The organism is Halodesulfurarchaeum sp. HSR-GB (assembly GCF_031432215.1).
In the GTDB taxonomy this organism is placed as follows: Archaea; Halobacteriota; Halobacteria; order Halobacteriales; family Halobacteriaceae; genus Halodesulfurarchaeum.
Genome location: NZ_JAVKGN010000001.1, coordinates 1,711,894 through 1,736,300 on the forward strand (window position 1 = coordinate 1,711,894; position 24,407 = coordinate 1,736,300).

General features: G+C 60.8%; 20 protein-coding genes. 3 read left to right on the plus strand and 17 right to left on the minus strand.

Going from position 1 to position 24,407, the window contains the following annotated elements; translation table 11 throughout:
- Nucleotides 1-12: 12 nt before the first annotated feature.
- Genes RH831_RS09085 through hisC form a run of 4 tightly spaced genes read right to left on the minus strand, consistent with a single transcriptional unit; the run spans nt 13 to nt 2,746 of the window.
- The gene (locus tag RH831_RS09085; RefSeq protein ID WP_071932950.1) at nt 13-534 is read right to left on the minus strand and encodes a multiprotein bridging factor aMBF1; all 522 of its coding nucleotides are present in this window, start codon (nt 532-534) and stop codon (nt 13-15) included.
- Nucleotides 535-576: 42 nt separating this feature from the next.
- Nucleotides 577-1,176 carry a CDP-alcohol phosphatidyltransferase family protein gene (locus RH831_RS09090; RefSeq protein WP_310553874.1) on the minus strand — a complete coding sequence of 200 codons (600 nt, stop codon included), beginning with the start codon at nt 1,174-1,176 and terminating at the stop codon, nt 577-579.
- Complete coding sequence (locus tag RH831_RS09095) at nt 1,173-1,679, minus strand: AAA family ATPase (RefSeq protein ID WP_310553875.1); 507 nt, start codon at nt 1,677-1,679, stop codon at nt 1,173-1,175. The genes RH831_RS09090 and RH831_RS09095 overlap by 4 nt, the downstream gene beginning before the upstream one ends.
- Complete coding sequence (gene hisC / locus RH831_RS09100) at nt 1,676-2,746, minus strand: histidinol-phosphate transaminase (RefSeq protein WP_310553876.1); 1,071 nt, start codon at nt 2,744-2,746, stop codon at nt 1,676-1,678. Before hisC ends, RH831_RS09095 begins: the two co-directional genes overlap by 4 nt.
- A 427-nt stretch (nt 2,747-3,173) precedes the next feature.
- Between hisC and RH831_RS09105 the strand changes: the two genes are divergently transcribed.
- The gene (locus tag RH831_RS09105) at nt 3,174-3,773 is read left to right on the plus strand and encodes a hypothetical protein (protein WP_310553877.1); all 600 of its coding nucleotides are present in this window, start codon (nt 3,174-3,176) and stop codon (nt 3,771-3,773) included.
- Between the two features lie 46 nt (nt 3,774-3,819).
- Here the strand turns inward: RH831_RS09105 and RH831_RS09110 are convergent, their stop codons facing one another.
- The 9 genes from RH831_RS09110 to RH831_RS09150 form a co-directional block, all read right to left on the minus strand.
- Complete coding sequence (locus RH831_RS09110) at nt 3,820-3,969, minus strand: hypothetical protein (RefSeq protein WP_310553878.1); 150 nt, start codon at nt 3,967-3,969, stop codon at nt 3,820-3,822.
- 82 nt (nt 3,970-4,051) lie between these two features.
- Nucleotides 4,052-5,416 (minus strand): SipW-dependent-type signal peptide-containing protein, encoded by a 1,365-nt coding sequence (locus RH831_RS09115; protein ID WP_310553879.1) that lies wholly within the window; start codon nt 5,414-5,416, stop codon nt 4,052-4,054.
- Between the two features lie 296 nt (nt 5,417-5,712).
- Nucleotides 5,713-7,527 (minus strand): SipW-dependent-type signal peptide-containing protein, encoded by a 1,815-nt coding sequence (locus RH831_RS09120; protein WP_310553880.1) that lies wholly within the window; start codon nt 7,525-7,527, stop codon nt 5,713-5,715.
- A gap of 293 nt (nt 7,528-7,820) precedes the next feature.
- Nucleotides 7,821-9,389: a SipW-dependent-type signal peptide-containing protein gene (locus RH831_RS09125; protein WP_396275463.1), complete on the minus strand. Its 1,569-nt coding sequence runs from the start codon at nt 9,387-9,389 to the stop codon at nt 7,821-7,823.
- Between the two features lie 406 nt (nt 9,390-9,795).
- Nucleotides 9,796-11,679, minus strand: coding sequence for a VWA domain-containing protein (locus RH831_RS09130; RefSeq protein ID WP_310553882.1), 1,884 nt, complete (start codon nt 11,677-11,679; stop codon nt 9,796-9,798).
- Between the two features lie 346 nt (nt 11,680-12,025).
- A complete protein-coding gene (locus RH831_RS09135; RefSeq protein ID WP_310553883.1) occupies nt 12,026-13,276 on the minus strand; it encodes a transposase in 1,251 nt (416 codons plus the stop codon).
- Between the two features lie 203 nt (nt 13,277-13,479).
- The gene (locus RH831_RS09140) at nt 13,480-15,030 is read right to left on the minus strand and encodes a SipW-dependent-type signal peptide-containing protein (RefSeq protein ID WP_310553884.1); all 1,551 of its coding nucleotides are present in this window, start codon (nt 15,028-15,030) and stop codon (nt 13,480-13,482) included.
- Between the two features lie 152 nt (nt 15,031-15,182).
- Nucleotides 15,183-17,576, minus strand: coding sequence for a PKD domain-containing protein (locus RH831_RS09145; protein ID WP_310553885.1), 2,394 nt, complete (start codon nt 17,574-17,576; stop codon nt 15,183-15,185).
- Between the two features lie 518 nt (nt 17,577-18,094).
- Entirely contained in the window at nt 18,095-18,547 is a 453-nt protein-coding gene (locus RH831_RS09150) for a hypothetical protein (protein WP_310553886.1), read from the minus strand.
- 75 nt (nt 18,548-18,622) lie between these two features.
- Between RH831_RS09150 and RH831_RS09155 the strand changes: the two genes are divergently transcribed.
- Nucleotides 18,623-19,174 carry a hypothetical protein gene (locus RH831_RS09155; protein WP_310553887.1) on the plus strand — a complete coding sequence of 184 codons (552 nt, stop codon included), beginning with the start codon at nt 18,623-18,625 and terminating at the stop codon, nt 19,172-19,174.
- On the opposite strand, the gene RH831_RS09160 is transcribed toward RH831_RS09155, so the two are convergent.
- Complete coding sequence (locus tag RH831_RS09160) at nt 19,171-19,968, minus strand: hypothetical protein (RefSeq protein WP_310553888.1); 798 nt, start codon at nt 19,966-19,968, stop codon at nt 19,171-19,173. The two genes, RH831_RS09155 and RH831_RS09160, sit on opposite strands and share 4 nt — an antisense overlap.
- A 193-nt stretch (nt 19,969-20,161) precedes the next feature.
- On the opposite strand from RH831_RS09160, the gene RH831_RS09165 reads away from it, so the two are divergent.
- Entirely contained in the window at nt 20,162-20,710 is a 549-nt protein-coding gene (locus RH831_RS09165; protein WP_310553889.1) for a hypothetical protein, read from the plus strand.
- Between the two features lie 39 nt (nt 20,711-20,749).
- Here the strand turns inward: RH831_RS09165 and RH831_RS09170 are convergent, their stop codons facing one another.
- Genes RH831_RS09170 through RH831_RS09180 form a run of 3 tightly spaced genes read right to left on the minus strand, consistent with a single transcriptional unit; the run spans nt 20,750 to nt 24,248 of the window.
- Nucleotides 20,750-22,357, minus strand: a complete 1,608-nt coding sequence (locus RH831_RS09170) for a hypothetical protein (RefSeq protein ID WP_310553890.1) — start codon at nt 22,355-22,357, stop codon at nt 20,750-20,752.
- Nucleotides 22,354-23,277, minus strand: coding sequence for a signal peptidase I (locus RH831_RS09175; RefSeq protein WP_310553891.1), 924 nt, complete (start codon nt 23,275-23,277; stop codon nt 22,354-22,356). Before RH831_RS09175 ends, RH831_RS09170 begins: the two co-directional genes overlap by 4 nt.
- Complete coding sequence (locus RH831_RS09180; protein WP_310553892.1) at nt 23,274-24,248, minus strand: hypothetical protein; 975 nt, start codon at nt 24,246-24,248, stop codon at nt 23,274-23,276. Before RH831_RS09180 ends, RH831_RS09175 begins: the two co-directional genes overlap by 4 nt.
- Nucleotides 24,249-24,407: the final 159 nt, after the last annotated feature.

Below are 24,407 nucleotides of genomic sequence, written 5' to 3' on the forward strand. Positions count from 1 at the left end.
TTGCTGGTTGGATCAGTCCTTCCGTTCGACCATGTCACCGAGAGTCAATCCGGAGTCCGCCCCGCCGGAGTCCCAGTCCTCGTCGCTTGCCTCCGCGGCGGCCGTCAGCACAATCCCCAGGTAGCCCTCGAGTTTCGACTGGACGTCGTCGCTGGGGAGGATGTCACCGTGCTCGATCTTCCGGATCAGGCTCACTTTCTCGTTGATCTCATTGGCGAGTTCCTCCTGGGTGAGATCCGCGCCCTCGCGGGCCTTCCGGATGCGGGTGTCGTAATCCTCGGCGAGTTCCTCCATCTCGTCGTAGAGGTCCCGACGGCGACCGCCAGAGCGGCCGGAACTCGTTGATCCGCCCGAACTCGACCCGCTCTTACCCGTCGAGCTGGTCGAGTACTTCGTCGAGGTGCTGCCGGCGTCCTGGGTCGTGACCTCCGTGCCGAACTCGGCACAGTCAGCACAGACCTGCAACTCGGCGCCCTCGATTTTGACCGTCTTCGGACTCGCGGTCTCGGCGCCGCACATCTCGCACTGAACCATACCGTGGCTTACTCGCCACCGGCCTTAAAGGATGCGACCCCGTCACCGGAGCGCGCGCCACGCGCCGTAGAACCGCTGGATGGCGGTCAAATGCCCCACCACGGCAAAGAGCCCGAGCAACAGCGCGACGACCGAGTAACCCCCAACAGTTGGCTGGATGGCCGCCAGAACTCCCACGATTCCAACCAGGGCGAGTCTGTCGGCCCGCCCGAGGAGACCGCCGTATTCGCGTTCGAGCCCCACGGCTTCGATCTGGGTGCCCAGATAGGAGGTGAGCAACACCCCGGTCACCGCCGCAAATCCCAGCGCGTACTGGCCGATGCCGCCAGCCAGGCCCGCGACGATCACCACGTCGGCGTACCGGTCCAGGACGTGATCGAGGAGGTCACCAGCCGGGGAGTCTGTCGATAGTTCCCGTGCGAGCGCGCCATCGAGGAGATCAAGCCAGCCGTTGAGCGCGACGAACAGTGCCCCGACGACGTACCAGGCCGGCCTGGCGAGGAGAAAAGCGAGGCCCGCCGCCACCGCCACGGCGAAGGCGATGGCGCTGATACCGTCGGGGGTGAGCCCCACAGCCTTCGACGTGCGAACGAATGGCTCCAGCAGCCGATCCGCGACCGGTCTGAATCGGTCGAGTGTCATAGATAGTCCGTGTAATCGACCGTTCCGGCACTCGGTTCGCGGTCGCCCGCGATCACTGCCTCGATAGCCCGAGCCGTCTCTTCGGGTGTCTGCTCGGTCGTCTCGATCTCGTAGACGGCGTCCTCGCCGTGGGCGGTGACCGCCTCCGAGAGAATGACATCAAGCGCTTCGCTTTCCGCGTTCTCCCGGGCCGAGGCCTGGGACTCGCCCCGCTCGCGCAGTCTCTCTTCGACCGTCTTCGGATCACACCGAAGGACGACGACCCGGTCCGCGTCGAAGTGATGGGCCAGGTGGGACTCGACCAGGAAGTCCGATTTCCCCGCGAGATACTCGTCGATCGCGTCGAAATCAGCCAGCAGGCTGCCACGGTCGTCGTCCGTGCCTTCGTGAAGGCCTTCGTTCCGAATGACCTCGTTGAGGTGCACGATTTCGAGGTCGGTCTCGACGCGCTTCGTCGCGGTCGTCTTGCCCGTGCCGGGCGTTCCAGTCACGGCCACCTTCATGTTGTTAGGACCTCGTTAAGCGCCGAGACAGCTTGTTTGGTCTCCGATTCGGTTCCGGCGGTGATCCGAACGTACTCGGGCAGGCCGAAACTCGTCAGATCGCGGATGATGATCCCACGCTCGCGAAGTTCGTCCGCGACGGCCGTCCCGTCCCCGACTTCAACCATAACGAAGTTCCCGTGGCTCTCGTGGACTGGTGCGTCGATCTCCGCGCGCATGTACGCCCGCGCCCACTCGACGGTCTCGACCGTTCGGTCGACGTGGCGGTCGTCTTCCAGGGCCGCCAACCCCGCGTGACAGGCGATCGAACTCGCTGCGAAGGGCGTGTTTACCCTGGCGTAGGCCGAGGCCCACGCCTCCGGAACGATAGCATAGCCGAGTCTGAGTCCTGCGAGCCCGTAGGCCTTCGAGAAGGTTCGCAACACGGCGATGTCCTCACGGTCGGTCAAAAGGGTGCGTGCGCTCGTTCCGGTCGCGAACTCGCCGTACGCCTCGTCGACCACCAGGAGTGTGTCCTCGTCAGTTCGGTCCGCGATCTCCCGAATGGCCGCCACCGAGAACCGACTCCCAGTTGGATTGTGTGGGCTCGTCAGGTAGACGATCCGTTCGCCGTCGTAGCCATTCAGTACTGTCTCGGGCGTGAGCGAGAAGTCCTCGCCGTCGATCTCGTACCGGTTAACTGTCCCGTGGTGAAAGCGGGCGGACATCTCGTAGTAAGCAAAGCCCGGATCGGGAACGAGAACGGCATCGCCGGGTTCGAGCATCGCCCGCGCGAGGTAATCGAGGGCCCCGTCACCACCCGGCGACAGCCAGATCTGCGGAGGCTCGACGTCCCACTTCTCGGCCAGTGCCGCGGTGAGATCGGTGTGGGCTGATTTGGGGTAGTGGTGGACCGCCGGCGCGAGGTCCCGGATCGCCTCGACGGCGGCCGGGCTCGGTCCGTGAGGGTTCTCGTTCGACGCGAGTTTGACGAGTTCGTCGGGCTCTCTCCCCAGTTCGCGGGCGACTTCCTCGATGCCCTGTCCCGCGACGTACTCGGTGTGATCGGAGAGATCCCTGGGTTCCATGGGCGTTCGAAGTCGGTCCCGACCCTTAAGAGTGCCCACATCGTGGCCACCCGGATTCGGTCACTTCCAGTCGCGGACCGGGCCCGTAGGCCCGGAACGGAATTCCGGGGCCGACCTCGACATACTATTAGTATGAATTGACGGAAAGCCAGAGTTTAGGCCCTCTATTCCCCGTAAACGCCGAAATAACTGATCGAAGAAAGATTTATTGTACATCCAATAGTTTGTGTAATCGGGGGTTAACCATGAGGGGAGAGAGCAAGCCACTGGTCACGCGCAAGGGGAGGTACTGCACTGGGTACGTGCGACGTCCGTCAGACGGTCCGGGGGAATATCCGGCCGCCGCTGGTACGGACTCATCAGGGTTCCATTTATGTCACCTGGCCGGAACAGAACGAGCGGACTTGGCGGGCCAGGTGATCGGGGCATGACCGCGTCCGAAGCGATCGGTAGCGAGCCTGCGGAAGCAAGCCAGTTGAACGAGCTCGCGGCGGACCAACCGCCACGGTTGGACGAGATTTTCGGCGTGTTGCAGAACCAGCGCCGGCGGTTGATACTCCGCTTCCTGGACGAGGAGGGACCCACGGCCGACATCGGGACGCTGGCCGAACACGTTGCAGCCATCGAGAACGACATCACGCGGGCCGAACTGCGGTCGAAACAGCGCAAGCGGGTGTACATTTCGCTGTACCAGAGTCACCTGCCGAAACTCGACTCCGCGGGTGCGGTGGCCTACGATCAGGGGCGGGGGACCGTCGAGACGGGGCCGGAGATCGAGGAGTTCCTCACGGTTCTCAAGCGCCAGGACTCGGTCGAGCCCGATTCGAAGTACTTCAGAGCGGGGTCCTCGCTCGGGGGATCGATCCTGCTCGCTACCATGCTCACTGTCGGGTCAGCGCCGTCCATCGTCGACCCACTCACGTTCCGGATTCTGGCAGCCGTCTCGATTCTCGTCGTTTTCGTTCTCATGGGCATCGCCGTCTTCGGCGTGCCGTCCAACTCGGGGCTGTTCGGGTTGGTGCCCTAGTCGCGAGTTGGCGTTGTTTCTGGCAGGGCGAAAATAGTGGACCGACTCACCGATCTCTGGTGTCCGTTTCCCAGAGGACTTCGAGTTGCTGTAGGCTTTCCCGTATCTGATACCGTGTCTCTGGCGCCTCGGCTTCTTCGAGTGCCTGCTCGAGCGAGGACTCGATTTCGTCGAGGGAGCGTGTGGTGCTTGGCATTGGTTTGGGTGGAGGTTTGGATCACCGGGAAACGGTCGGGTCGAAGACCACGACCGGTGAACCCGGGTTCGGGCTGGTTCGATTAGTTATTCTGGTCCGAGCTCTCATCCTCACAGCCACACGCCACGCCGCCACAGACCAGCAGCCCGACGGGGTTGTCCCAGCCGGAGCCACCTGCTTGCGCGTTCTCAACCTCGGCGACGAGCGTGTGTTCGCCGGCAGTAATTTCCTTTTCGAAGGTTTCCAGGGCCTTGAAGCCCTTGTCCGGGTCGGAACTCGGGCCAGTGATCTCGCCAAGTTCCTCTTCATCGAGGTAGAATGTCGCGGTGTTGTCGGTCGCGGCATCGAACTTGAGCTTGCAGGGCCCATCGCCGGCTGGGGTCTCCTGCAGATCGACTTCGAAGTCCGTCTCGAAGATGTAGGTCCCCTGCGGATCCTGATCCCCGTTCGCGTCAGTGTTTCCGTCGTCCGGCGGCGCGATCCAGGCACACTCATCGGACGGCTCGATCCACTCTGCATGAGGCGTCTGGACCATAGCCGTACCAGGCTGTGGGCCATCAGTGATCTCCCAGCCACCGTCGCCCGTGTTCAGACCGATGTCACGCGGCGCACAGCCCTGGTTGTGTCGGCACTGCTCGGTGTAAAAGCCCAGGTCGAACTCGAGGGTGTCCCCCTGGATGACGTTCCCGACCGTTTCGGGAATCCACCAGCGAACGCCGATACAGTGCTGTTCATCACCCTCGAAGCAGGTGCGGGAGGCGGCACCGGCCGGAATGTTCCAGCCGTTGAGCCCGTCCCCGCTTAGCACGATCATGCCATCCTCGTACGCGAGTTCCTCCTTCGCCTGCGCGAGCGTGACTGGTTCCTCATGGACGCCATCCCCTTCGCCGAGGATCACAGGTTCTCCATCATTGAACTCGTTGTTGCAGTCCGATTCCTTCCAGATTTCGAGGTAGAGGTTCTCGGCAAGTTCGCCTTCGTCCGGTTCCGGCTCTGGTTCCGGTGTCTCGCCGGGTCCCTGTGCAATGTTCTCCAGAGTCATCCAGAGGTATCCTGGGTTATCACACAGGTGCAGGCTGAACGTGATCTCACCCTCGTCGCCAGGTTTGACGTCGTCGAGTTCGACAAGGTGCTCTTGGTCGCCAAACACACCCTCGGGAAGGTCGTTACCGCTCTCAAGGTCGCTACACTCGAAGTTCATCCCTTCACCGTTCCCCTCGGGGTAGGCGTTGACCAGCTCCGTTCCGTTCGGGCCAGTGTAGGTCTGCCGCCAGTCGACTTTGAGGTCGAGTTCGCCGGCCGTGATCGTGTTACCCTCGAACGTTTCCGTATCACTGAACCAAGCGCTCGTTCCCAGTCCCGCCCCGGCGGAGGCGGCACCGATGGTACCTAACGCGGCGAGTGTCTTTCGCCGCGAAATCTCGAACGTGTTGTTTTCCTCTGACATGGTTTGCATCACCCGGGCGGTGTTCCACCCCAGGTGTCCACTCACACCTACAGCGTGGGAGTCCTTTGCAAAGTGCCGAATAACGGAGAATAACGTGCCAGTAGCCAGGTTTTGAGGAGCGATAACGGTTTTTGAGGGGTGGATAATGAGGAAAATTAGAAAACAACGGCGAGATTTGACGTGACCGGTTTGGGTAGGGGATGGGTGGGTTCGATCACGTCCGTACCGTTGTAGTCAACCGCCCGGAAGGGAACGGGTTCGAAAACCACGCTGGGGACAGCGTGGTTTCGGGTCGATCAGGCCTCGTTCTCGTTCTCCATGCCCGCACCGTCGTTGTGGCGGGCCTGTTCGGTGTAGAAGCCCAGATCGAATTCGACGGCGTCGGTCTGGATCTCGTTGCCGACTTCGGGTGGCACGTACCACGCGAATCCGATGTAGTGGTTCACACCCGGGACGAACGTGTCGCGATCGTCGCTTGCCGGCTCGCCACCGATCTCATCGAACGGCGTGGCACGATTCCCGTCCAGCGGAATGCCGTTGCCGGAACTGAGCGCTGCGAGATCGCCGCCGAGGGTTCCACGGTGGAAGACTTCGCCACAGAACTTGCCCGAAGTCATGTCACCGTAGTCGTAATCGTAGGCCTCGTCCCCCACCTGCATGGGGTAGCTCTCGATGATACTCCCATCAGTCCGGTCGATGGTGACGATCGCGTCGTTCTCACGATCGGAACCGACCAGTTGACCCGTTCCACTCCCTCGGATCGCGAGCCCAGTGATGGTCTCGGTGAAGTCACCAATGTTGGCCTCGTCCACTGGCTCAGCGGTCGTGTCACTTGCCGGGTCATCGACCTTGTAGAGGCCGGCTTCGTCAGTCGCAGCCGTCCAGATGTACATCGTGCCGTCCGCGGCGAACACGAGGTCCGCACCCTGGATATCGATCCCGGTGTCGCCCATCGCAGTCATCGACGGGCCAGACGGATCGATCGTGTACAGGTTGTCGTCGTCCTGAGACGCTGCCCAGAGTGTTCCGGATGGGGAATGTCCAGCGAGGACGATTCCATCAGTTGCCCCGTCGACCTCACCCAGATCATCGAAGGCATCAGAACCGATGTCATACCGCCCGAGGTGGTGTGAGCTCTTGTCGAAGAAGAGGATGGCATCACCATTGAGCGTCGCCGCGATTGCGTCAGTCTGGTTGAAGTTGCCCGTATCGTCCTCGTAGAGCTCAACTAGCTCGGCGTTGCCCTCCGTCAGGGTGACTTCAAAGAGCCTCGTCGAGGTATCCGAACCACTGACACTGTCGGTGAGGTAGAGCGTTTCTTCGCCGCAGTCCTGAATGACGTTGTCCCCGCGCGCGTCGTACCACCAAACAGTCTTGATGGCGTCGGCCAATTCGATGTCCGCTCCGTCCGTGTTGTTTTGCATTGACCCACCAGTCTCACCGTCCGCCTCAGCCTCGGGCTCAGTCGTGTCGTTTTCCCACCATGTGACGTTCCCCGCCTGCATCCACAGGTATCCGGGGTTGTCACACAGATGAAGGCTGAAGGTGAGTTCGCCGAAGTCACCCGGCTTGACGTCGTCCAGGGCGATGAGAGGCTTGTACTCTCCTGCCTCCTCGTCGTACGTATCCCCATTGTCAGTCCGAAGAGCGTTCGCAATCTTGGGGTCGAGGTCTTCCGGCGTATCCGCACCCATTGAACAGGGATCGTAGGTCCACGAACCGTCCATCTGGTCGTACTCCATTTCCTGAATCCCGTCACCATCTGGGTCGGGGAACGCCTCCAGGGCTGTCGCGTCCATGAACTCACCCAACGAATCACGAGGGACCCACACCTGGGGATCCTCCGGATCGGGCAGCGCAACGTTGTCTCCCTCCGAAGGCTCGCTGTAGGAAACGAACTCACCACCACTACTGCCGTCGTAGTAGTGCTCCTCCCAGTCGACCTTGAGGTCGAGTTCGCCGGCCGTGATCGTGTTACCCTCGAATGTTTCCGTATCACTAAACCAAGCGCTTGTTCCCAGTCCCGCCCCTGCGGAGGCGGCACCGATGGTACCTAATGCGGCGAGTGTCTTTCGCCGCGAAATCTCGAACGTGTTGTTTTCATCTGACATGGTTTGCATCACCCGGGGCCCAAATCGGCCACCGAGTGAACAGGTACACCATGGGAAGCCTCCACCTTTGCAAAGGGCCGAATAACGGCGAATAACGTGCTGGTAGACGCGTTTCGTGGGAGCTAACGACTCGTTAGTCGAGGTTCAGGACGAGTCCAAATAAGCTAAAATCTGGACGTGACCGGCCTGGGTAGGGATGGGTGGGGTTCGCCACGTCCGTGCCGTTAAGTAAATCGGCAAGAACAGGAACAGAATTGAGGAACCACGCTAGCTATGGCGTGGACTCCACTCGATCAGTTGGTCTCGTTCACCTCAGTCTCGTTATTCTCAGTAGTCGTGTTGTTGCCCTCGGGAGCGATGCCCGCGCCGTCGTTGTGGCGGGCCTGCTCGGTGTAGAAGCCCAGATCGAAGACGGCACTATCGGTCTGGATTTCGTTCCCGACCTCTTCACCCGGCAGCTCCCACTCGAAGCCAATGCACTGGGTGGTGGAGTTCTCGAAGGGGTCGCGGTTCTCGCTATCCGCGGCGTCCTCGAGTTCGTCGAACGCCGTACTGCGGTCGCCGTCGAGCGGAATGCCAAGGCCTCCATTCTGAGAGAGGGCATCGAGGGCATCCCTGAGAGAGATCCCTTCGGCGATGATCTCTTCCTCTCCCCCGAGTTCGTTGTCACAGTCCGTGTCGTACCAGAGCGTGACTTCGACTTTGTCGAGGAGTTCGACGACGTCTTCCTCTTCGCCCTCCGCCGCAGCCTCGGGTTCGGTCACGCCGTTTTCGGAGGCACTGACGAGCTGGCCGTTCATCCAGATGTACCCAGGGTTGTCACACAGGTGCAGGCTAAAGGTGACTTCGCCCTTGTCGCCAGGCTTGAGGTCGGCGAACTCGATGAGGTGCTCCTGGTCGGGGTAGAGGTCGCTAGTGAAGACATCTTCTGGGAGTTCTTCACCGCTGTCAATACCACAATCCGTACAGACCCAAAGGGGTTCTTCGAGGTCGAGATCGATTTCAGTCTCGGTCTCCCCGTCGAAGACGGTCCAGGATGTGATCTCTCCCGAATCCTCCTCCCAGTACGCTGCATCCTCGTTGAAGCCCGGCGTTACCTCAAGGCAGAATTGGTCTTCAAAACCCTGTAGGATGCCGCCGTCGGTCATCGGCTGGTCCCAAATCCAATCCGCGGTAAGCGTGGAATCGGTTTTCTGGTAGTCATCCCGGCCTTCGATCGGATCGTCTTGCTCCCACCAGTCGAGATCGTCCATCTCTTGTCCAACAACGGAGACTTCCATTGAAGCGACGCCGCCTGTCTCTCCCTCAACACTGTCATGGATGAGAACGAGACTCAGCGGACCGTCGGTCTCCTGATAGAAGAACAAGTGGCTCGTACCGGGGTCCTGAATGTCCAGGTTTTGCGAGTGATAGTCGGCGTAATCGTAGAAATCCTCCACGGACTCTTCGCCTTCAATCGCCGAAACGCAGTACGTCTCCCCACCTTGCCTGATAGCGAACTCATCGTCACCACAGTCACAACACGAGTCGATAATCGTGCGGGCGTCAAATCCTGTATCGCCTCCAGCATATTGGATGCCATTCTGTGACATCCATCCGTCATCGTCGTCATCCGGATACGCGTTGACAGGGTGCCAACCGACCTCACCCGTTTGTGGGTGCGGTCCGTTGTAGGTCTGCTGCCAATCCACTTTCAGATCCAGCGAGCCAGCTGTAATCGTATTGCCCTCGAACGTTTCCGTATCACTGAACCAAGCGCTTGTTCCCAGTCCCGCCCCCGCTGAGGCGGCACCGATGGTACCAAGTGCGGCGAGTGTCTTCCGCCGCGAGATCTCGAACGTATTGTTGTCGTCCTCTGACATTGTTCTCACACCCGGGCGGCTTGCCACCTCGGGTGTCCACTCACACCTACAGTATGGGGGTCCTTTGCAAAGCGCCGAATTACACGGATAACGAGGCGATAGGCAGGGTTTGATAGAGTCTAACGACTCGTTCTTCGGAAGCTACTGACAAATCTGAAACCAAAGTACAACGAGGCCGCTAGGGGACCAGCCCAGGATCGGAGATGGGTGGCCTTGGTCACGTCCTAGCCGTCGTGATCAATCGATCGGAAAAACCAATTACAAAACCACGCTGGGTACAGCGCGAATCTAAGTTGGGTGAACCACCTCGGGATCAAGTGGTTCGAGAGACCGAAGGTCTCTCGTCATCCCGAAAGACTCCGTCTTCCGGCGACCCCGAGACACTCGGCCTGCTCAGCCTGTAGGCCTAGCTGTTGTTCCCTTCAACCGTCGTAGTCCCATTCGGTGCGCTGGTGTTCTCGGGGGGCAGCCCCGCGCCGTCGTTGTGGCGGGCCTGTTCGGTGTAGAAGCCCAGGTTGAATCCGACGGAGTCACCCTGCACTTCGTTGCCGTGGTTGATGGGCAGCCACCACTCCATGGCGATGCAGTCCGTCTCGCCAGCCGCGAAGGGCTCGCGGTCCGGGTCGTCGCCCGGGTCGAAGATTTCGTCGAATGCGGTGTCGAGATTCCCGTCGAGCGGAATGCCGTTCCCCTGTTCGAGGCGTTCGAGCGCCTGTCCGAGCGTGCCGATGAAGAAGACCTCTTCGCTGACGACGATAGACTCGACCAGGTCCGTCGACAGGTCCTCCAGATCCTGGAACGCGGCGGTGAAGGAGAAGCCCGGCGAGGCGACCTCGGCTCCGAGGAATTCCGGAAGCGTTCCGTACATGCTGATGGCGTCTTCAGTCATCGCATCCTGTTCGTCGCCGCCGACGAATATGGTCGCGATACGAGTTCCGGCGTCGCGGACGGTGTCGGCGACGAGACCGGTCTCCTCCATCTCCGGCACGGAGACGGTCGCTTCCTCGGTATCGGCGTTGTCGTAGGTGTTGTTACCGCTTTCAGCGGAGAATGCAGCCGTCTCATCGCGCGGCGCGTCATAGTCACCAGCACTGTACTGCTCGTTTTGGTAGTTCGGACCGCCATCGGTGAAGACCACGACAGCCTTTTCGGCCCCCTCACGGGCGTTGGCGTCGTTACGCACGGCCTGATCTGCGATGTCGATGGCCGCGGGCATCGGGGTGTTTCCAGCGAAATCGGCTCCAGTGAGGTCCACAGTCAGGGATTCCGGGTCGGTCAGGCCCTGCAATCCCGTAATCTCGTTGTTGCCGAAGTTGACCGATCCGACCTGCACGTCGTTCCCTGGGAGCTGGTTGACGAACTCGTTAATCCCTTCCATCATCGCGGTCTGTTCATCAGACTCAATCGAGCCCGAGACGTCGACCGCGATCATCAGGTCCAGTTCGCCCTCCAACTCGTCGAGCTGGTTGTCACAGTCGCCGTCGTACCACATCCGGGTGAGGATCTTATCGAGGAGTTCGCCTTCCATCTCCTCGTCGCCCATCGCGTCATCCTCTTCCGGATCCGCAGCTTCTGGCTCTGTGAGTCCGTTCTCGAGGTTCTCGGTAAGTTCACCGGTCAGCCAGACGTAGCCGGGGTTGTCACACAGGTGGAAGCTCAGCGTGACTTCGCCGAAGTCACCTGGCTTGACGTCACTGATGCTGACGAGTGAATCGCCGGGCTTCGTGGTTTGGGGGTTGGGCCCCTCTCCGATGGTCACGCCATCGTCGAACGCCCCGCCAGTCCGGAACGGATGGCTCAGGACGCCGTCGAGGTCGGCGGGGTACTCACAGATGTCGCCCTCGATCTCGTCCTGCTGCCCGTCGTAATCCCCGGCATCGGGCTCCTCACTTTCCACGTCCGGGAAGGCCTCGATCGCCGTTTCCTCCCAGAACGTATCCAGATCGGAGCCTTCCGTGAAGTTCAGTGCGATCGGCCGAACTCGGGTTCGGGAGGCCAGATTGGCCGTTGCAGACATCTGTCGCGGCTCGACCGCCGGGAGGAAGAAGTCCGCTTCCTCCGGGTTGCTGGCGATTTCTACACTCTCCGCACCGCCGTCGTAGTAGTGTTCCTCCCAGTCGACCTTGAGGTCGAGTTCGCCAGCCGTGATCGTATTGTCTTCGAAGCTTTCCGTATCGCTAAACCAGGCTGATGTTCCCAGTCCCGCCCCGGCCGAGGCGGCACCGATTGTACCAAGTGCGGCGAGTGTCTTTCGCCGCGATATCTCGAACGTGTTGTTGTCCTCTGACATTGTACGTACACCCAGGCAGTTTTCCCACCCCGGGTGTCCACTCTCACCTACACCGTGGGAGACCTTTGCAAAGGGCCGGATTACGGGGATAACGAGTGGATATGTGTAGGTTTGAGGAGGATTTACATCGATCCGCCCCCCTAAAAACTGGCCAAAGACGGCTCGATACGAGTCGCTCGTGACATCCTCCTCGCCGTAAACGGAGAGGGAGCAAAGCTCCCTCAGGCAGTCGGGCGTAGTCGTTCGAAAGGCGCGAACGCCTTTCGTGATGACGAGAGAGCTTCGCTCTCTCGAACCACCCGACGACGGCGGGGCTTCCCGTCCCGCAGTTGGGATATTTGCCGGTCTACGACACGGCCTGTTCTCTCGTGGTGAACGTCCCGCTCTCGCGGTCGAACAAGTATGTCGATGGCTGTGCCACACAGCCGTTACTCCTATCCTCACCGTGAGGACTCGGAGTTATCTTCTGGCGCATATTCTCCGCCCCATTGCAATCTGCGTTTCCGACTAACCCGCATGACGAGCAAACGTACAGGTAACGTTCGACACGGTTCGACTTCGTGTCGTCACCACACCGTGAACACGTCTTTGAGGTGTTCCACTCGTTCTCTTTCAGCACCTCGACACCACGTATCTCGCCTTTGTACGCTAGGTACTGGAAGATGCGGTCGAACGCCCACGAGTGTAGCTTCTTGTTGCCTGTCTTGCCCCAGTCGGACTGGCGCACGTCTTTGGGCCAACTCACCGCGAGCGCACCGACACCGGGCTCGACACACTCGGTAATGATGGTATCCGTCAGCGTGTGGTAGAAGTGTGTCTCGCGCTCTGCAAGCTTCCTGCGTGCCCACATCGATTTCTCTGACGGGCCGTTCTCACCTTCGGTGTCGTACTTTGTGCGGGTGAAGTAGTGCTGGTCTTCTTTGAGCGAGTTGCCGGGGTAGAGGACGTATTCGTCGGGGAACGCGACCGTGGCGATGTTCGTGATGCCGAGGTCGATTCCAGCAACGCCGTCGCCTGACGCGTCGGTGGTTTCGAGTTCGACTTTACAGACGAAGTGTAGTTCCCACTCGTCACCGTTCCAGACAGCTCGAACGTTCTGAACTCGGTTGACTTCGGTCAGGTCAACGTCCGGGCGAGTCTGGTACTCACAGAGGATGAAGTCCGACCAGTTTTCTTTGAGGTTCGAGCCTTTCGAGAGTCGGACGCGGTTGTTTTCGGGGTCATGTTTGAAGCCGTCTGCTTCGAACGTGACCGTACTCTTTGGCCGTATATCGCCGTGTTTGCGGTAGCCGGGCGGATTTGCCTCTGGGTCCTTCTGTCGCAGGTCGAACCACGACTGAAAAGCGTCAGAAAGTTCTTCGATGACTTTCTGACTGGATTGTGCGTTCAAGTCTTTCCAGCACGGTTGGTTCTTCATATACACCTTGAGCGTCCCTTCATCTGGGATTTCGCCGGTTTGGTTCCAGATGCGGTCGGTTGTCCAGCGTGCGACGTTCCAGATTTTCGAGGCAGAGTCTCCGAGCGAGTTGAGGCCATCGCAGACCTGTCGCTGGTTCTGGATCGAACCAACGTAGGTGCGCGTGACCTCAATCGCCATACATAGTCTATATAAGAAATCCTACTTGATAGTGTGAATCAGCGTTGAATATCCAGTCTGCCATCGAGCGGTGGATTGTGTTGGCGAGTGACGCGATTCACGCCCGCCGTGAACAGCGTGGCGTCGAAGACGCCACGAGCAGACGGCGCGAAGCGCCGTCGATGGCGGGATTCTCTCGCTGCTTGTAGATGGTCAGGTAGTTACTACTCTTCACTCGTCACCATTCCCGACCCGTCGTTGTGGCGGCACTGCTCGGTGTAGAAGCCCAGGTCGAAGACGGCCCGGTCCGACTGGATTTCGTTGCCGTGATCGACGGGGACCCACCACTCGAAGCCGATGCACTGGGTCGTGGAATTCTCGAAGCACTCGCCGTTCTCCTCCTCCCCATTGTCACCGTTCCCGTTGGAGCCGGTGTACTCGGGATCGACACAGAAGCTAATGTGACTGATGTCCTGGCCGGTCGGCGTTTCAAGCCACTCGTCGGTCTCCCCGCTGCTCAATTCAGCGTCGGCATCGTCGTCGAAGTTGTCGTTTCCGTTGTCGTTGTCGTAGCTGTAGACGTTGCCGCCCTCCGAACCGCCTTTGACGCCGACCTTGCTCATACAGAAGCCATCCTCCGCTTCGTTGAACTCGCCGTCCGGTGAGGAGTCGGTCCGCCACTGGATCGTCTGACCCTCCTGCGTGATCTGGATGTCCCCGTAGGGTGTGGTGTAGACGTCTGTGTTGCCGTCTCCCGGCAGGTCCTCGGACTCGACCTTGATGGCCGATTCGAGCCCGAGTTCCCCACATTTGGGGTTCCCGGAGATCTCGACTTCCTCGCCGTCCACGGTGACCACATCTCCCGTTGTGTGCAGGGTGTCGTATGTGGATTCCGTGCTGCAGGTTCCCGGTCCCACGAGGGGGTTATCGACCTCGCTATCTGATTCCGAATCGACGAACTGGGGCTTCAGCGGGAGGCCAGGCTCGGCGCCGGCGAGCAAGTCCAGCGCGGAGCGCAACGAGAGGTTCTCGAAAATGACCGTCTCCTCGGCGTCCGCCTGGTTGTCACAGTCCTCGTCGTACCAGAGGGACGTTTTGACCACATCGAGGAGTTCGACGACGTCCGCGACCTCGTCCGGGTCCGCCGCTTCAGGTTCAGTTACCCCATTTTCGTCGGCCTCCAGAAGTTCACCGGTCATCCAGACGTAACCCGGGTTGTCACACAGGTGGAGGCTGAAGGTGACCTCGCCGAAGTCACCTGGCTTGAGGTCCTCGATTTCGATCATCGGGCGCTCGAGCGCGTCCGGGTCCGGGTAGTCCTCACACGCGATGACCTCCCATGGATCGCCCGTGTCGTCGTTCACTTCATCATAGACCCCGCCATCGACGAGGTTGTCCCCATCACTGTCGGGATTGGCCTCGACGGCAGTCGCCTTCATGAACGACGGAACCTCCCCATCGGGAACTGTCGCTCGTCGAATGTCCCCAGTCGCGGTCATGGGGAAGGCCTGTGACCCGTCGGACACGGATTCCTCCGCCCCGATCCAGGTGACGAGGTCCTCACCAGCGGATGCGTCGTAGTAGTGTTCCTCCCAGTCGACCTTGAGATCCAGTGAGCCGGCGGTCAGAGTATTGCCCTGGAACGTTTCTGTATCACTAAACCACGCGCTTGTTCCCAGTCCCGCCCCCGCGGAGGCGGCACCGATGGTCCCCAGTGCGGCGAGTGCCTTGCGCCGCGAGATCTCGAACGTGTTGGTGTCCTCGTTTTCAGTCATGATTTACCCCCCACTCGAGCGCATGCCGAGCGAGCAAGCAGGTAGAGTATCGGCTTGGGAGTCCTTTGCAAAGAACAGGATTACCGGACTAACGAGGGCATATACTGGTTTGAGGGTGTCTAACCCGTCACAAAAATGGAACCGGTGCCGGACTACTCCGCAGTTCCGTTCCCGTCAGCTGCGCCCAATCCGGCCCCGTCGTTATGGCGGGCCTGTTCGGCGTAAAAGCCCAGGTCGAATTTGACGGAGTCGGTCTGGACCTCGTTTGCGTGATCGAGGGGCAGCCACCACTGGAACCCGAGGTAGTGCACCGCGGGTGCACCGGGGAAGGGATCCCGGTCTTCGGAAGCCGGATCACCGCTCTCGTCGAAGTCTGTCTCCGTGGATCCGTCCCCGTCAAGCGGGATGCCGTGCCCACTGTTCATCTTCTCGAGAACCGTTGCGAGACTGCCCTTGCAGAATACCTGCTCCCCCTCGTCCCGGATGTTGTCACCATCGTCGTACCACAGCCGAACCTGAAGGGCCTCCGCCAGCTCACCGTCGCCGGTGATAATCGTCTCCTCGGGTTCGACAGTGACGGTGGTCGTGTCCGTGTCCGTCTCACCTCGATCGTCGTCGACGGTCAACGCGAAGGTCAGCGTCGCTGGTTCGTCCAGCGGCGGAGCGGTGAACGTCGGCGTCTCGCTGTTCGAACCAGAGAGGGACACCGTCGGGCCGCCAGTCTGTGACCAGGCATAGAGCAGCGCGTCACCGTCCGGATCACTCGACCCGGACCCATCCAGCTGGACAGTCGTTCCTTCTTCGACGGTCTGGCTTGCTCCGGCATCGGCCACGGGCGGGTTGTTTTCAGCCGCCGCGGGTTGCACCGCGATCGAGACCGTGTCGGTGTCGCTCCCGCCGCGCCCGTCCTCGACGGTCAACTCGAAGGTGAGTGTCGTCGATTCCGTCACGTCGGGTGCAGTGAAGGAGGGAGTCGAACTTGACGTGTCCGAAAGTGTCACCGTCGGGCCGCCAGTCTGACTCCAGCTGTAGGTAATGTCGTCGCCATCAGCGTCACTCGATCCAGTGCCGTCGAGATCAACGGACGCACCCTCGTCAACAGTCTGGTTCGGTCCCGCATCCGCGACTGGCGGGTTGTTCGGCCCGGCCTCCTGGAGGCGGCTCTCGAACTCTTCGAGGGATTCGGCCGCCACAAAGGCCGTTTCCAGCGTGGTCGATTCGCCAGGTCCCAGAGCACCGAGGTCGTAGCGAAGGGCCAACCCAACGTCCGCACCCCCCGTGTCGGGGAACTGGGCATCGTCGTTCAACGTGGCGCCGGTGTAGACCTTGTTGTACGTGGAGCTGTAGTAATCCAGGTCGTGAGCTGTCGAAAGCTGGTCGGCGGTGAATCCCAGATAGAGATCGTTGTCGCCGATCACGTTCTGTTCGTTCTGTGTGATGTACTCCAGCCCGCGATCATCGTCACGGACGTAGTTGCCGACTTCGCCGGACGGCGAGCCAATATCGTAATCGACGTACTGGGTCCACTGGAGGTCAGTGATGGTCTCGCTGCCCGATCGGTTCTCGAACTCGTAGTCGACGTCGACAACCGGTTCGTCCGCGCGCAAGGAGACAGTCCGGTGGACTCGAACCGTTGTTCCGCCGAGGTCCATCTCCACGATCCCGGTGTACTCCGTTCCGGGAGAGCCGCTGGCAGGCAAGGAGGTGATGACTGGGCCACCATCAGCCGATGGCGCGACGTTGCCGTCCCCGTCCTGCAACGCGTAGTATTCCAGGTACAGCGTATCGATGCTGTCGTCTGCGCCCGGATCAACGTTCCCGCCAGGAGTTCCCGAGAACGAGTAGAACCAGTCATTGTCCGAGGCCCCACCGTTTGCTTCCGCGCCGCCAGCAGAACCGGAATCGAACTCCCCGACAGTCACCTCGTAGATGCCGTTATCGAGGAGAACGTCCGTCGGAGTGTCGTCCTCGTCCGGGTCGGAACGTTCGGGCTCGGTCAGCCCGTTCTCGGCGTTCTCTAGCAATTCGCCGGTCAGCCAGAGATACGCCGGATTCGAACAGGATGCGAGGTCGAAGGTCACCTCCCCAAAGTCACCCGGCTTTACGTCTTCGAGGGCGATAACCGGGGCCTCGAGGTCCTCGGGGACGTTAGCAAGCAGCCCACAAGGGTTCTGTCCGTCCCCGAGACCGCCCTCGGGGAACTGTTCTATCAGGGTCGCGTCCATGAACTGCTCCTGATCGTCGAAGACGAATTCGATCGGATAGCCGTTTTCCGGTCCTGGCAATGCCAGGTCAGGCTCCTCCGCTGGCCCAGGGCGGTGGACGTACTGGGCCGCAGCAGGCGACCCATCGTAGTAGTGTTCCTTCCAGCTGACCTTCAGATCGAGGTCCCCCGCGACGAGTTGGTTGCCACTGAACTCCTCCTGGTCGCTAAACCAGGCCGATGTTCCCAGTCCCGCCCCCGCTGAGGCGGCACCGATGGTTCCGAGTGCGGCGAGCGCTTTGCGCCGCGAGATTTCGAACGTGTTGGGTTCGTCTTGTGACATTGGTATGGTCTCACCCGGGAGCACAGTCCACGAGTGATTATACCACGATTCGTGAAGCACTACCTTTGCAAAGCGCCGAATTACGGGCATAACGGCTGAATAGCGGAAATCTTCAGAATTAAACGCCGTATTTCGACGCTCGAAGCAAATTGGACGAAACCAAAAAAAAGCCCGCCGAGGGGCAATCGGTAGTTCGGTGCGAATTCGCCTGCTCAGCCCACGATCGGTTCCGTTCCGTTTTCGTCGCTTTCGTTGCCGTTGGACACGTTTTCGTCGACTTCCATCGGCAGTCCCGCCCCCGTCGTTATGGCGGGCCTGTTCGGTGTAGAAGCTCAGATCGGACTCCACGGAGTCGCTCTGAATCTCGTTGCCGTGGTCGACCGGGACCCACCACTCGAAGCCGATGAATGCCGTGTCGGAGTTGGTTAAGGGCTGTCGGCCATCCGACCCGAGGTCGCCATCGAGTTCGGCACCCCATTGACATCCTCCCCGCCCTGAAGGGACGGGGATTCCGCTTGCTATCCGTCACGGAGCGACCCGGTGATGATCTCCGTGTCCGTCTCGGAGTCAAATAGGTTGTTCCCGTCGTCGTCGTAGAACACCGAACCCTGCACGGTGTCGGGTAGCTCAACGGCTGCGTCTTCGAGGCTGTCCCCATCCGCAGTGCTTCCCATCTCGTCGGCCGGCCCGGTCTCGTCCTCGTCCGCTCCTTCGGGCTCGGTGGCACCGTTTTCGGCCCAGTCAACGTTCATCGTGTTCGCCCAGACGTAGCCCGGGTTATCACACAGATGGAGGCTGAAGGTGACCTCCCCGAAGTCCCCCGGCTTCAGATCGCCGATGTCAATGAGGGGTGCCGCGACCGCGTCCGGATCGGGGGTAATTGGCCCCTTACCACCCGCATCAAGTATACGGCGATCGGGGAAGGGGCCAATTTCAGAAGTAAACGAATCGATACCAAAGGACATCCCCATCAATTATAGATCTATGCTACCGAGTAGTGGCCCCGAATTCTGGGGTTGGAACACCGCCAGTCGGAGGTGGGAAGCGTGAGCGTCGTCGATCACGTCCCCGCGATCTCGCGAGGGAACCGCCTGCCCGAACCGGAGATCCACGACGTCCTCAGAAACGAGCGCCGACGGGCAGCGTTGCAGTGTCTCCGTGAGCGCGCCGGCGAGGCCCACATCAACGAATTGACGAACGCGATCGTCCATCGCGAGGCCGGCCCGGAAACCGACACCAAGAGCCTCAAACAGAGTGTGTACAGCTCGTTACACCAGACCCACATTCCGAAACTCGAGGCCGCAGACGTGGTAGCCTACGACGAGGACGCGAACGTCGTTCGGCTGACCACGAACTCCAGAGAGGTCGATCGGTACTTCCGTCTCCGACCGGCCCACGGCATCTCCTGGGGGGAGTACTACCAGCTTTTCGCCGTGACGAGTCTGCTCGTGACACTACTCGTCGAAATTGAAGTCGGTGTCTTCGCCGCGATAGACCCGCTGCCAGTTCTCACCCTCGCGCTCGTGGTTCTGGCGCTCTCGGTCGGGTATCAACTCTGGACCCGACGCTGGATCTACGTCCGAAGTCTCTTCTCCTAGGCCGCCAGTTTGGCTGCCGATGCTCGAAGTTCGAACAGCCGCCGGTTGCAGTCCTCGCACGTTCCAACCACGACTTCGACCGTATCACAGCAGGTTTCGACGGTCTCCTGGCCGAGAGCCACACGCCCGTCACAGTACGGGCACCATTCGAGCCAGAGCCGGAGCCCACCCAGGACGGCCGTCCGTTCATCGAAATTAAACGTCTCCCAACCGTCGTATCGCGCTTCGAGTTCCTGCGCGGCGGCCGCATCAGCGATGAAGACGCCCCGTGAGTCCCACCGGGCGATCTGAACGTCGCCTACTGCGGCAATTACTTTCTCGCCCGTCGAGTCGACGCTGGCCTGGGCAAGCTGTTCGGTTTCGAGCCCACCGATTCGTTCTAACAGGGAATCGTCCGTCGCGCCGCGGAGGTCCTGGACACGGGCCCGCCAGGCCTGCTGGAACTCCGGATCGATGTAAAGATCGCCCTCTCCCTCGTGAAGAGCCCCGGATTCGAGCAGGACGGATTCGATGGCCGGCCCGCGACCATCCGTCGCCTTTGGCTGGTGGCCGAACCACCGGAGCACGTTCGAGGGGAGATATCGTTTGGTAAGTGTCGGTGTCCCGGGAATCAGATACCCTCTGAAGTAAATCGAGAGCAGCCCGATTATGAACACGATGGCGGCAGCCAGTAAATTGGCCGTGGCCACGAGGCCGGTCGCAAGGACCGTCAGGACGAGATTGAGAACGGTACACTTCGAGCAGCGGTTCGCGCCAGTGTATCGCGGGTTCTGATACGGCGAGAGAAGCGCCATTGTATGAGCGAGTACCGCCCGGTCGACCTTTGTAATCGATTCGCTAAACGGTCGGTAGGATCACAGAAACGCGAGGAACTGATCGTTATGGCCCGCCATTCGAATGGATCAAACGGCTCGGCTTCGACATAGGTCATCGTTAACACGGACAGGGAATTGTTTACTAACAAATAGGGGGCCGAATGGCTGGGTAATGCCAACAATTACGTCTCGGGCGATGGACCCGGACACTGCCTTTTCGCTTCTGAGCAACCAGCGGCGACGGCACGTGTTGTGTCTTTTGGCCGAACGGGACGAGGAGGTCGCCCTGAGCGAGATCGCCAGGGAGATCGCCGCGAAGATGAACGACGTCGAGCCGGAGGGCGTCGAGGAGGGAGCCTATCGAAGCGTCTACGTCGCACTGTATCAGAACCACGTCCCGCGGCTGGCCGAGGCCGGAGTACTCGAATACGATGCCGAGGAACGAACGGCCCGGATTGCCAAGAATCAGCGGACCTGGGAGCTGTTGCAGTACGCCGGGGTCGATTGTGAGCAATCGTGGGAGCACGAGTATCTCCTCGCAGCCGTCGCGACCATACTCGCTGCACCGCTCCCGCTTTTCCTTCCGGACGGAATCGTTCAGAAGTGGTGGATGTTTCCCGTTCTCGTGTTGATCGCCGCACTCGCCCTGATCGGTGGCGCACAGTACACTGCCTCGTACAAACCGTCAGTATCGGACTGTCACTCGCTGGTAGAGTCGTAAAATTAGGGCCGCACCGTCCGGTGTGACTGTTCTCCGAGACTAGTCGGCCGTCTCGTTCTGGTAAGCGTTTGTCACGGTTGATTCGGCTGCTGTGGGCTCCGTAGCCGTCAGTTCAGTGGTCGACTCAGTGTCCGTCGAGTCGTCGTCCCCGTCCTCCGCTTCGCTTTCCTCGTTCTCAACATCTTCCGCACCCTCATCGCCCTCGTCGTCCTCGTCACCCTCCTCGTCCGCCGCTTCTGCATCTTCGTCATCGCTCTCGTCGTCCTCGTCACCCTCCTCGTCCGCCGCTTCTGCATCTTCGTCATCGCTCTCGTCGTCCTCGTCACCCTCCTCGTCCGCCGCTTCTGCATCTTCGTCATCGCCCTCGTCGTCCTCGTCACCCTCCTCGTCCGCCGCTTCTGCATCTTCGTCATCGCTCTCGTCGTCTTCGTCACCCTCCTCGTCCGCTGCATCCCCCTCAGTTTCAGCGTCGTCGCTATTCGCCACATCATCGGACTCATTAGCGTCGTCCTCACTGCTTTCGGCGTCGTTACCATCCTCGCCATCTACCTCATCATCTGAATCACTCTCCGTATCGCTCCCGTCCGGTCCCCGATCCGACTCCGGACCGTCTGTCGTGGTGTCGGTGGTCGGCCCGTCAGATTCGTTCTCGGCCGAATCAGGCTCAGTCGGTGTCTCGGTCGACGTATCTTCCACGGGCGTCGGGTCGCTCCCGGTCTCGTTCTCGACGGTCTCGTTCGTGTCGTCAGTCGTTTCAGTTGTCTCGTTACCGCTCTCGACCACATCGTCGGTCCCATTGGCCCCAGGCGTCTCGTCCGTGATGTTGTCGTCAGTGTCGGTGGGGTCGGTGTCTTCGGTCTGGTTCGTGTCCGCGGTTTCATTCACCGGGTCATCGTCTTCGGCCGGGCTGGCACCCGTCCCGTTTGTTTCCGCAGGCGCAGTGGATTCGTTTTCGGTCCCGTCTGCTGGCTGGCTCGAGCTGGACCCGGAGCGATCATTCCGATCGTCGTCGGCACCATCGTCCCCGGACGCGTCGGAATCGGACTGGGAGATCGACCCGGTTTCGTTCTCCTCGGTCTCCGCAGTTCCGTTCGGCCCAGCCGTGGAATTCGTGTCGTTGCTGACGGTGTCATTCGATCCTCCGTCCTGGATTCCCGTGTCTTCGGTTCCACTCTCGTCCGGGCCCTGCACGTCGACGGTCAGGAGCGCGGATTCGTTCATCGCCGACGCGTTTTCCGTGGTGTTGGTCGAGTCGAAGACTCCAAACGGGCTGAACCCGGGGACTGTCGCCTTCAGGACGGCCCGGTCGGACTCGGTCCCCGGGTCGACGACACCCGTCTCCAACAGCGTCCAGGTCCCGTTTTTCATGTGACCGATCAACAGTGTCTCGGGATCCTCGAACCCTGGTGGAAGCTTGACGAACAGGTCATAGCCCCCGTCACTGCGGTTTTCGGCCCAGGTGTCCACCGAGCCGTCGATATTGCGCTGCTGGACGGTCAGGGTTGCGTTCACGCTTTCCTCGTCGCTAAACAGGGCGACCGTCTGGGCCGGGCGATCGTCGAATGCAGCGCTCGCTGCGAACGGGGCCCCGACGAGCGCGATCACGACGATCACCGTGCCACCGATCGAACTCCAGGTAGTAGTCATTGGTTCACCTCCCCATCAGGCTGGGGTTGGGCCGCCGGGTCGCCGGAGTCAGGCTCCTGGTTTGCCGGTTCGGCCTGCACCACCAGCATTGCAGCCAGCAGGATTCCACCAACCAGGGCGCCCACGGCGATCGCCGCGATCACTGGCTCCTGATTCTGATACGCGTAATGGGCCCCGAACCCACCTGCGCCAGCCAGGGCGGCCACGGCGACAAAGATCCACGACTGCGGGGCACTGTAGGTCGGCTGTTCGTCCGACTCGGTTGCCGATTCGGGTTCCCGCTTTTCGGCCTCCTCGCGGCTCAAGGTGATGAACCGCCAGAACTCCGAGACCGCGAGTAGGAAGAGCGGAATCCCGACGAGGAGCAGGAATCCCAGTTGGGTCTGAGCGAACTGGGCGACGTAGCCGATGAACGGGATCACGAACAGGTTATGCCCGTTTCCGGGGATGGAAACCGGGAGTTCCATCACTTTCCCCCGCAGCGTTGAAGCCGGTGTGAGTGCAATATCGGCGTTCTCGTTGTTGTCCCCTTTCGTCTCGAAGACCAGCTCCCCATCCTGTTGCTGAATGTCGATCACGCGGTGGGTCGTCGGGGGACTCGTCTGACTCCCACCGTAGGTGATGACATCACCCACTTCGACAGCCGAGGCCGGCACCGCGTTCACGATGACGACATCTCCCGGGCTGACGGCCGGCTCCATGCTGCCACTCAGCACCACGTAGCTCTGCTCGGCCCCGACGACCTGCGGGATAGCGAAGATGACAAAGGGGATGACGATGGCCAGCAGCACGACCAGCGCGAGGAGGTGAACTGCTTCGCGGGGCGTCGACGGAACGAGTTTGGCACGGAGGAATGCACCCAGCCGGGTGAGCCGTCCGGGCTCCGTCCCGTCCGCGGATTCCGTCTCTGACTCGCTCATTGGTCACACCCCGAGATGGATTCGAAACTGTTCGAACCCGCTTCGAGCTTGGCTGTCCAGCAGAAATTCGGGAAGGGCTCGCTGTTGGTGTGGTCGGTCCCCTCGAACCCGTTCCCCTGTTTCTGGAAGGTCTCATCGCCCTCGCCAACGGTGAGCGGCCCAGTATCCGGAACGTCCGCGAACACTTCCAGCGTCTGTCCGTACTTGAGTGCGATCGCCTGGACGGCTGTGGCGGAATCACCGAGGTCGTACTCGAGTGTCGAACCGTCGATCGCCACCGAGGAGAAGTCCTCTACCTCCGCATTCGTTTCGCCGGCAAAGGCGACCCAGCTAATGTCTTTTTGTTCCGTGCCGCTCCCGGAATCATCCGAACAGCGCTCACACTCCCAGTTCGGTGCATTTGCCGCCGGATTCTGCAAGTGACGGCGTTGCACCGCGTGGAAATCGAACCCAAATTCGATACCGTGTTCGCCCGCGACCGACTCGGTGAGCTCCCAGGCAATCGTGAGAGTCCAGGTCTCGCCGGGATTGAGCACCCGTCCGAATCGATGCCCGGTTCCGTATCGCTCACGCTCCTCACGGAGCGTCCCGGATGAGAACTCTTCGAGGCGTGTTCCGTTTTCGCCACGCAGCGTGAATTCGATCTGAATCTGTTCTTCGACGGGAAGACATCGAGGACATCCCGTCCGGAACCACAGCCACGCGGGATTGGAGTCCTCGGAGAGATCGATGATGATCTGTCGCTCGCCACCATCACCCTCATTGCTGACGACCCCCAGGTCAGTCTCGGTTCCTTCGCCCTCCCAGGAGACGTCGAGGTCGAGTTCGCCGGCGCCAAACGTAACCCCCAGTTGCTCAGTGTCCGAGAACTCGGCCACGGTCCGTCCACCACCGGAGACGACCGCCCCCGAGGCCGCAGCGGCAAGCAGGAATTGCCGACGGGATACCCGCAGCCCGTCAGGTTCTGTCATACTCACCCCCCGTTGACGGCCAGCCCGTCACTGCTGGCCCCGACTGGTCGCCGTGGCTCCCGTGGTCCCCACCGCGGAGTGCCGTGCCAAGATGGAACATCGTTGGTTGAGAATGCCACGGAACGGGCATTGCTATGCGTCCATTTCATCCCGGATCAG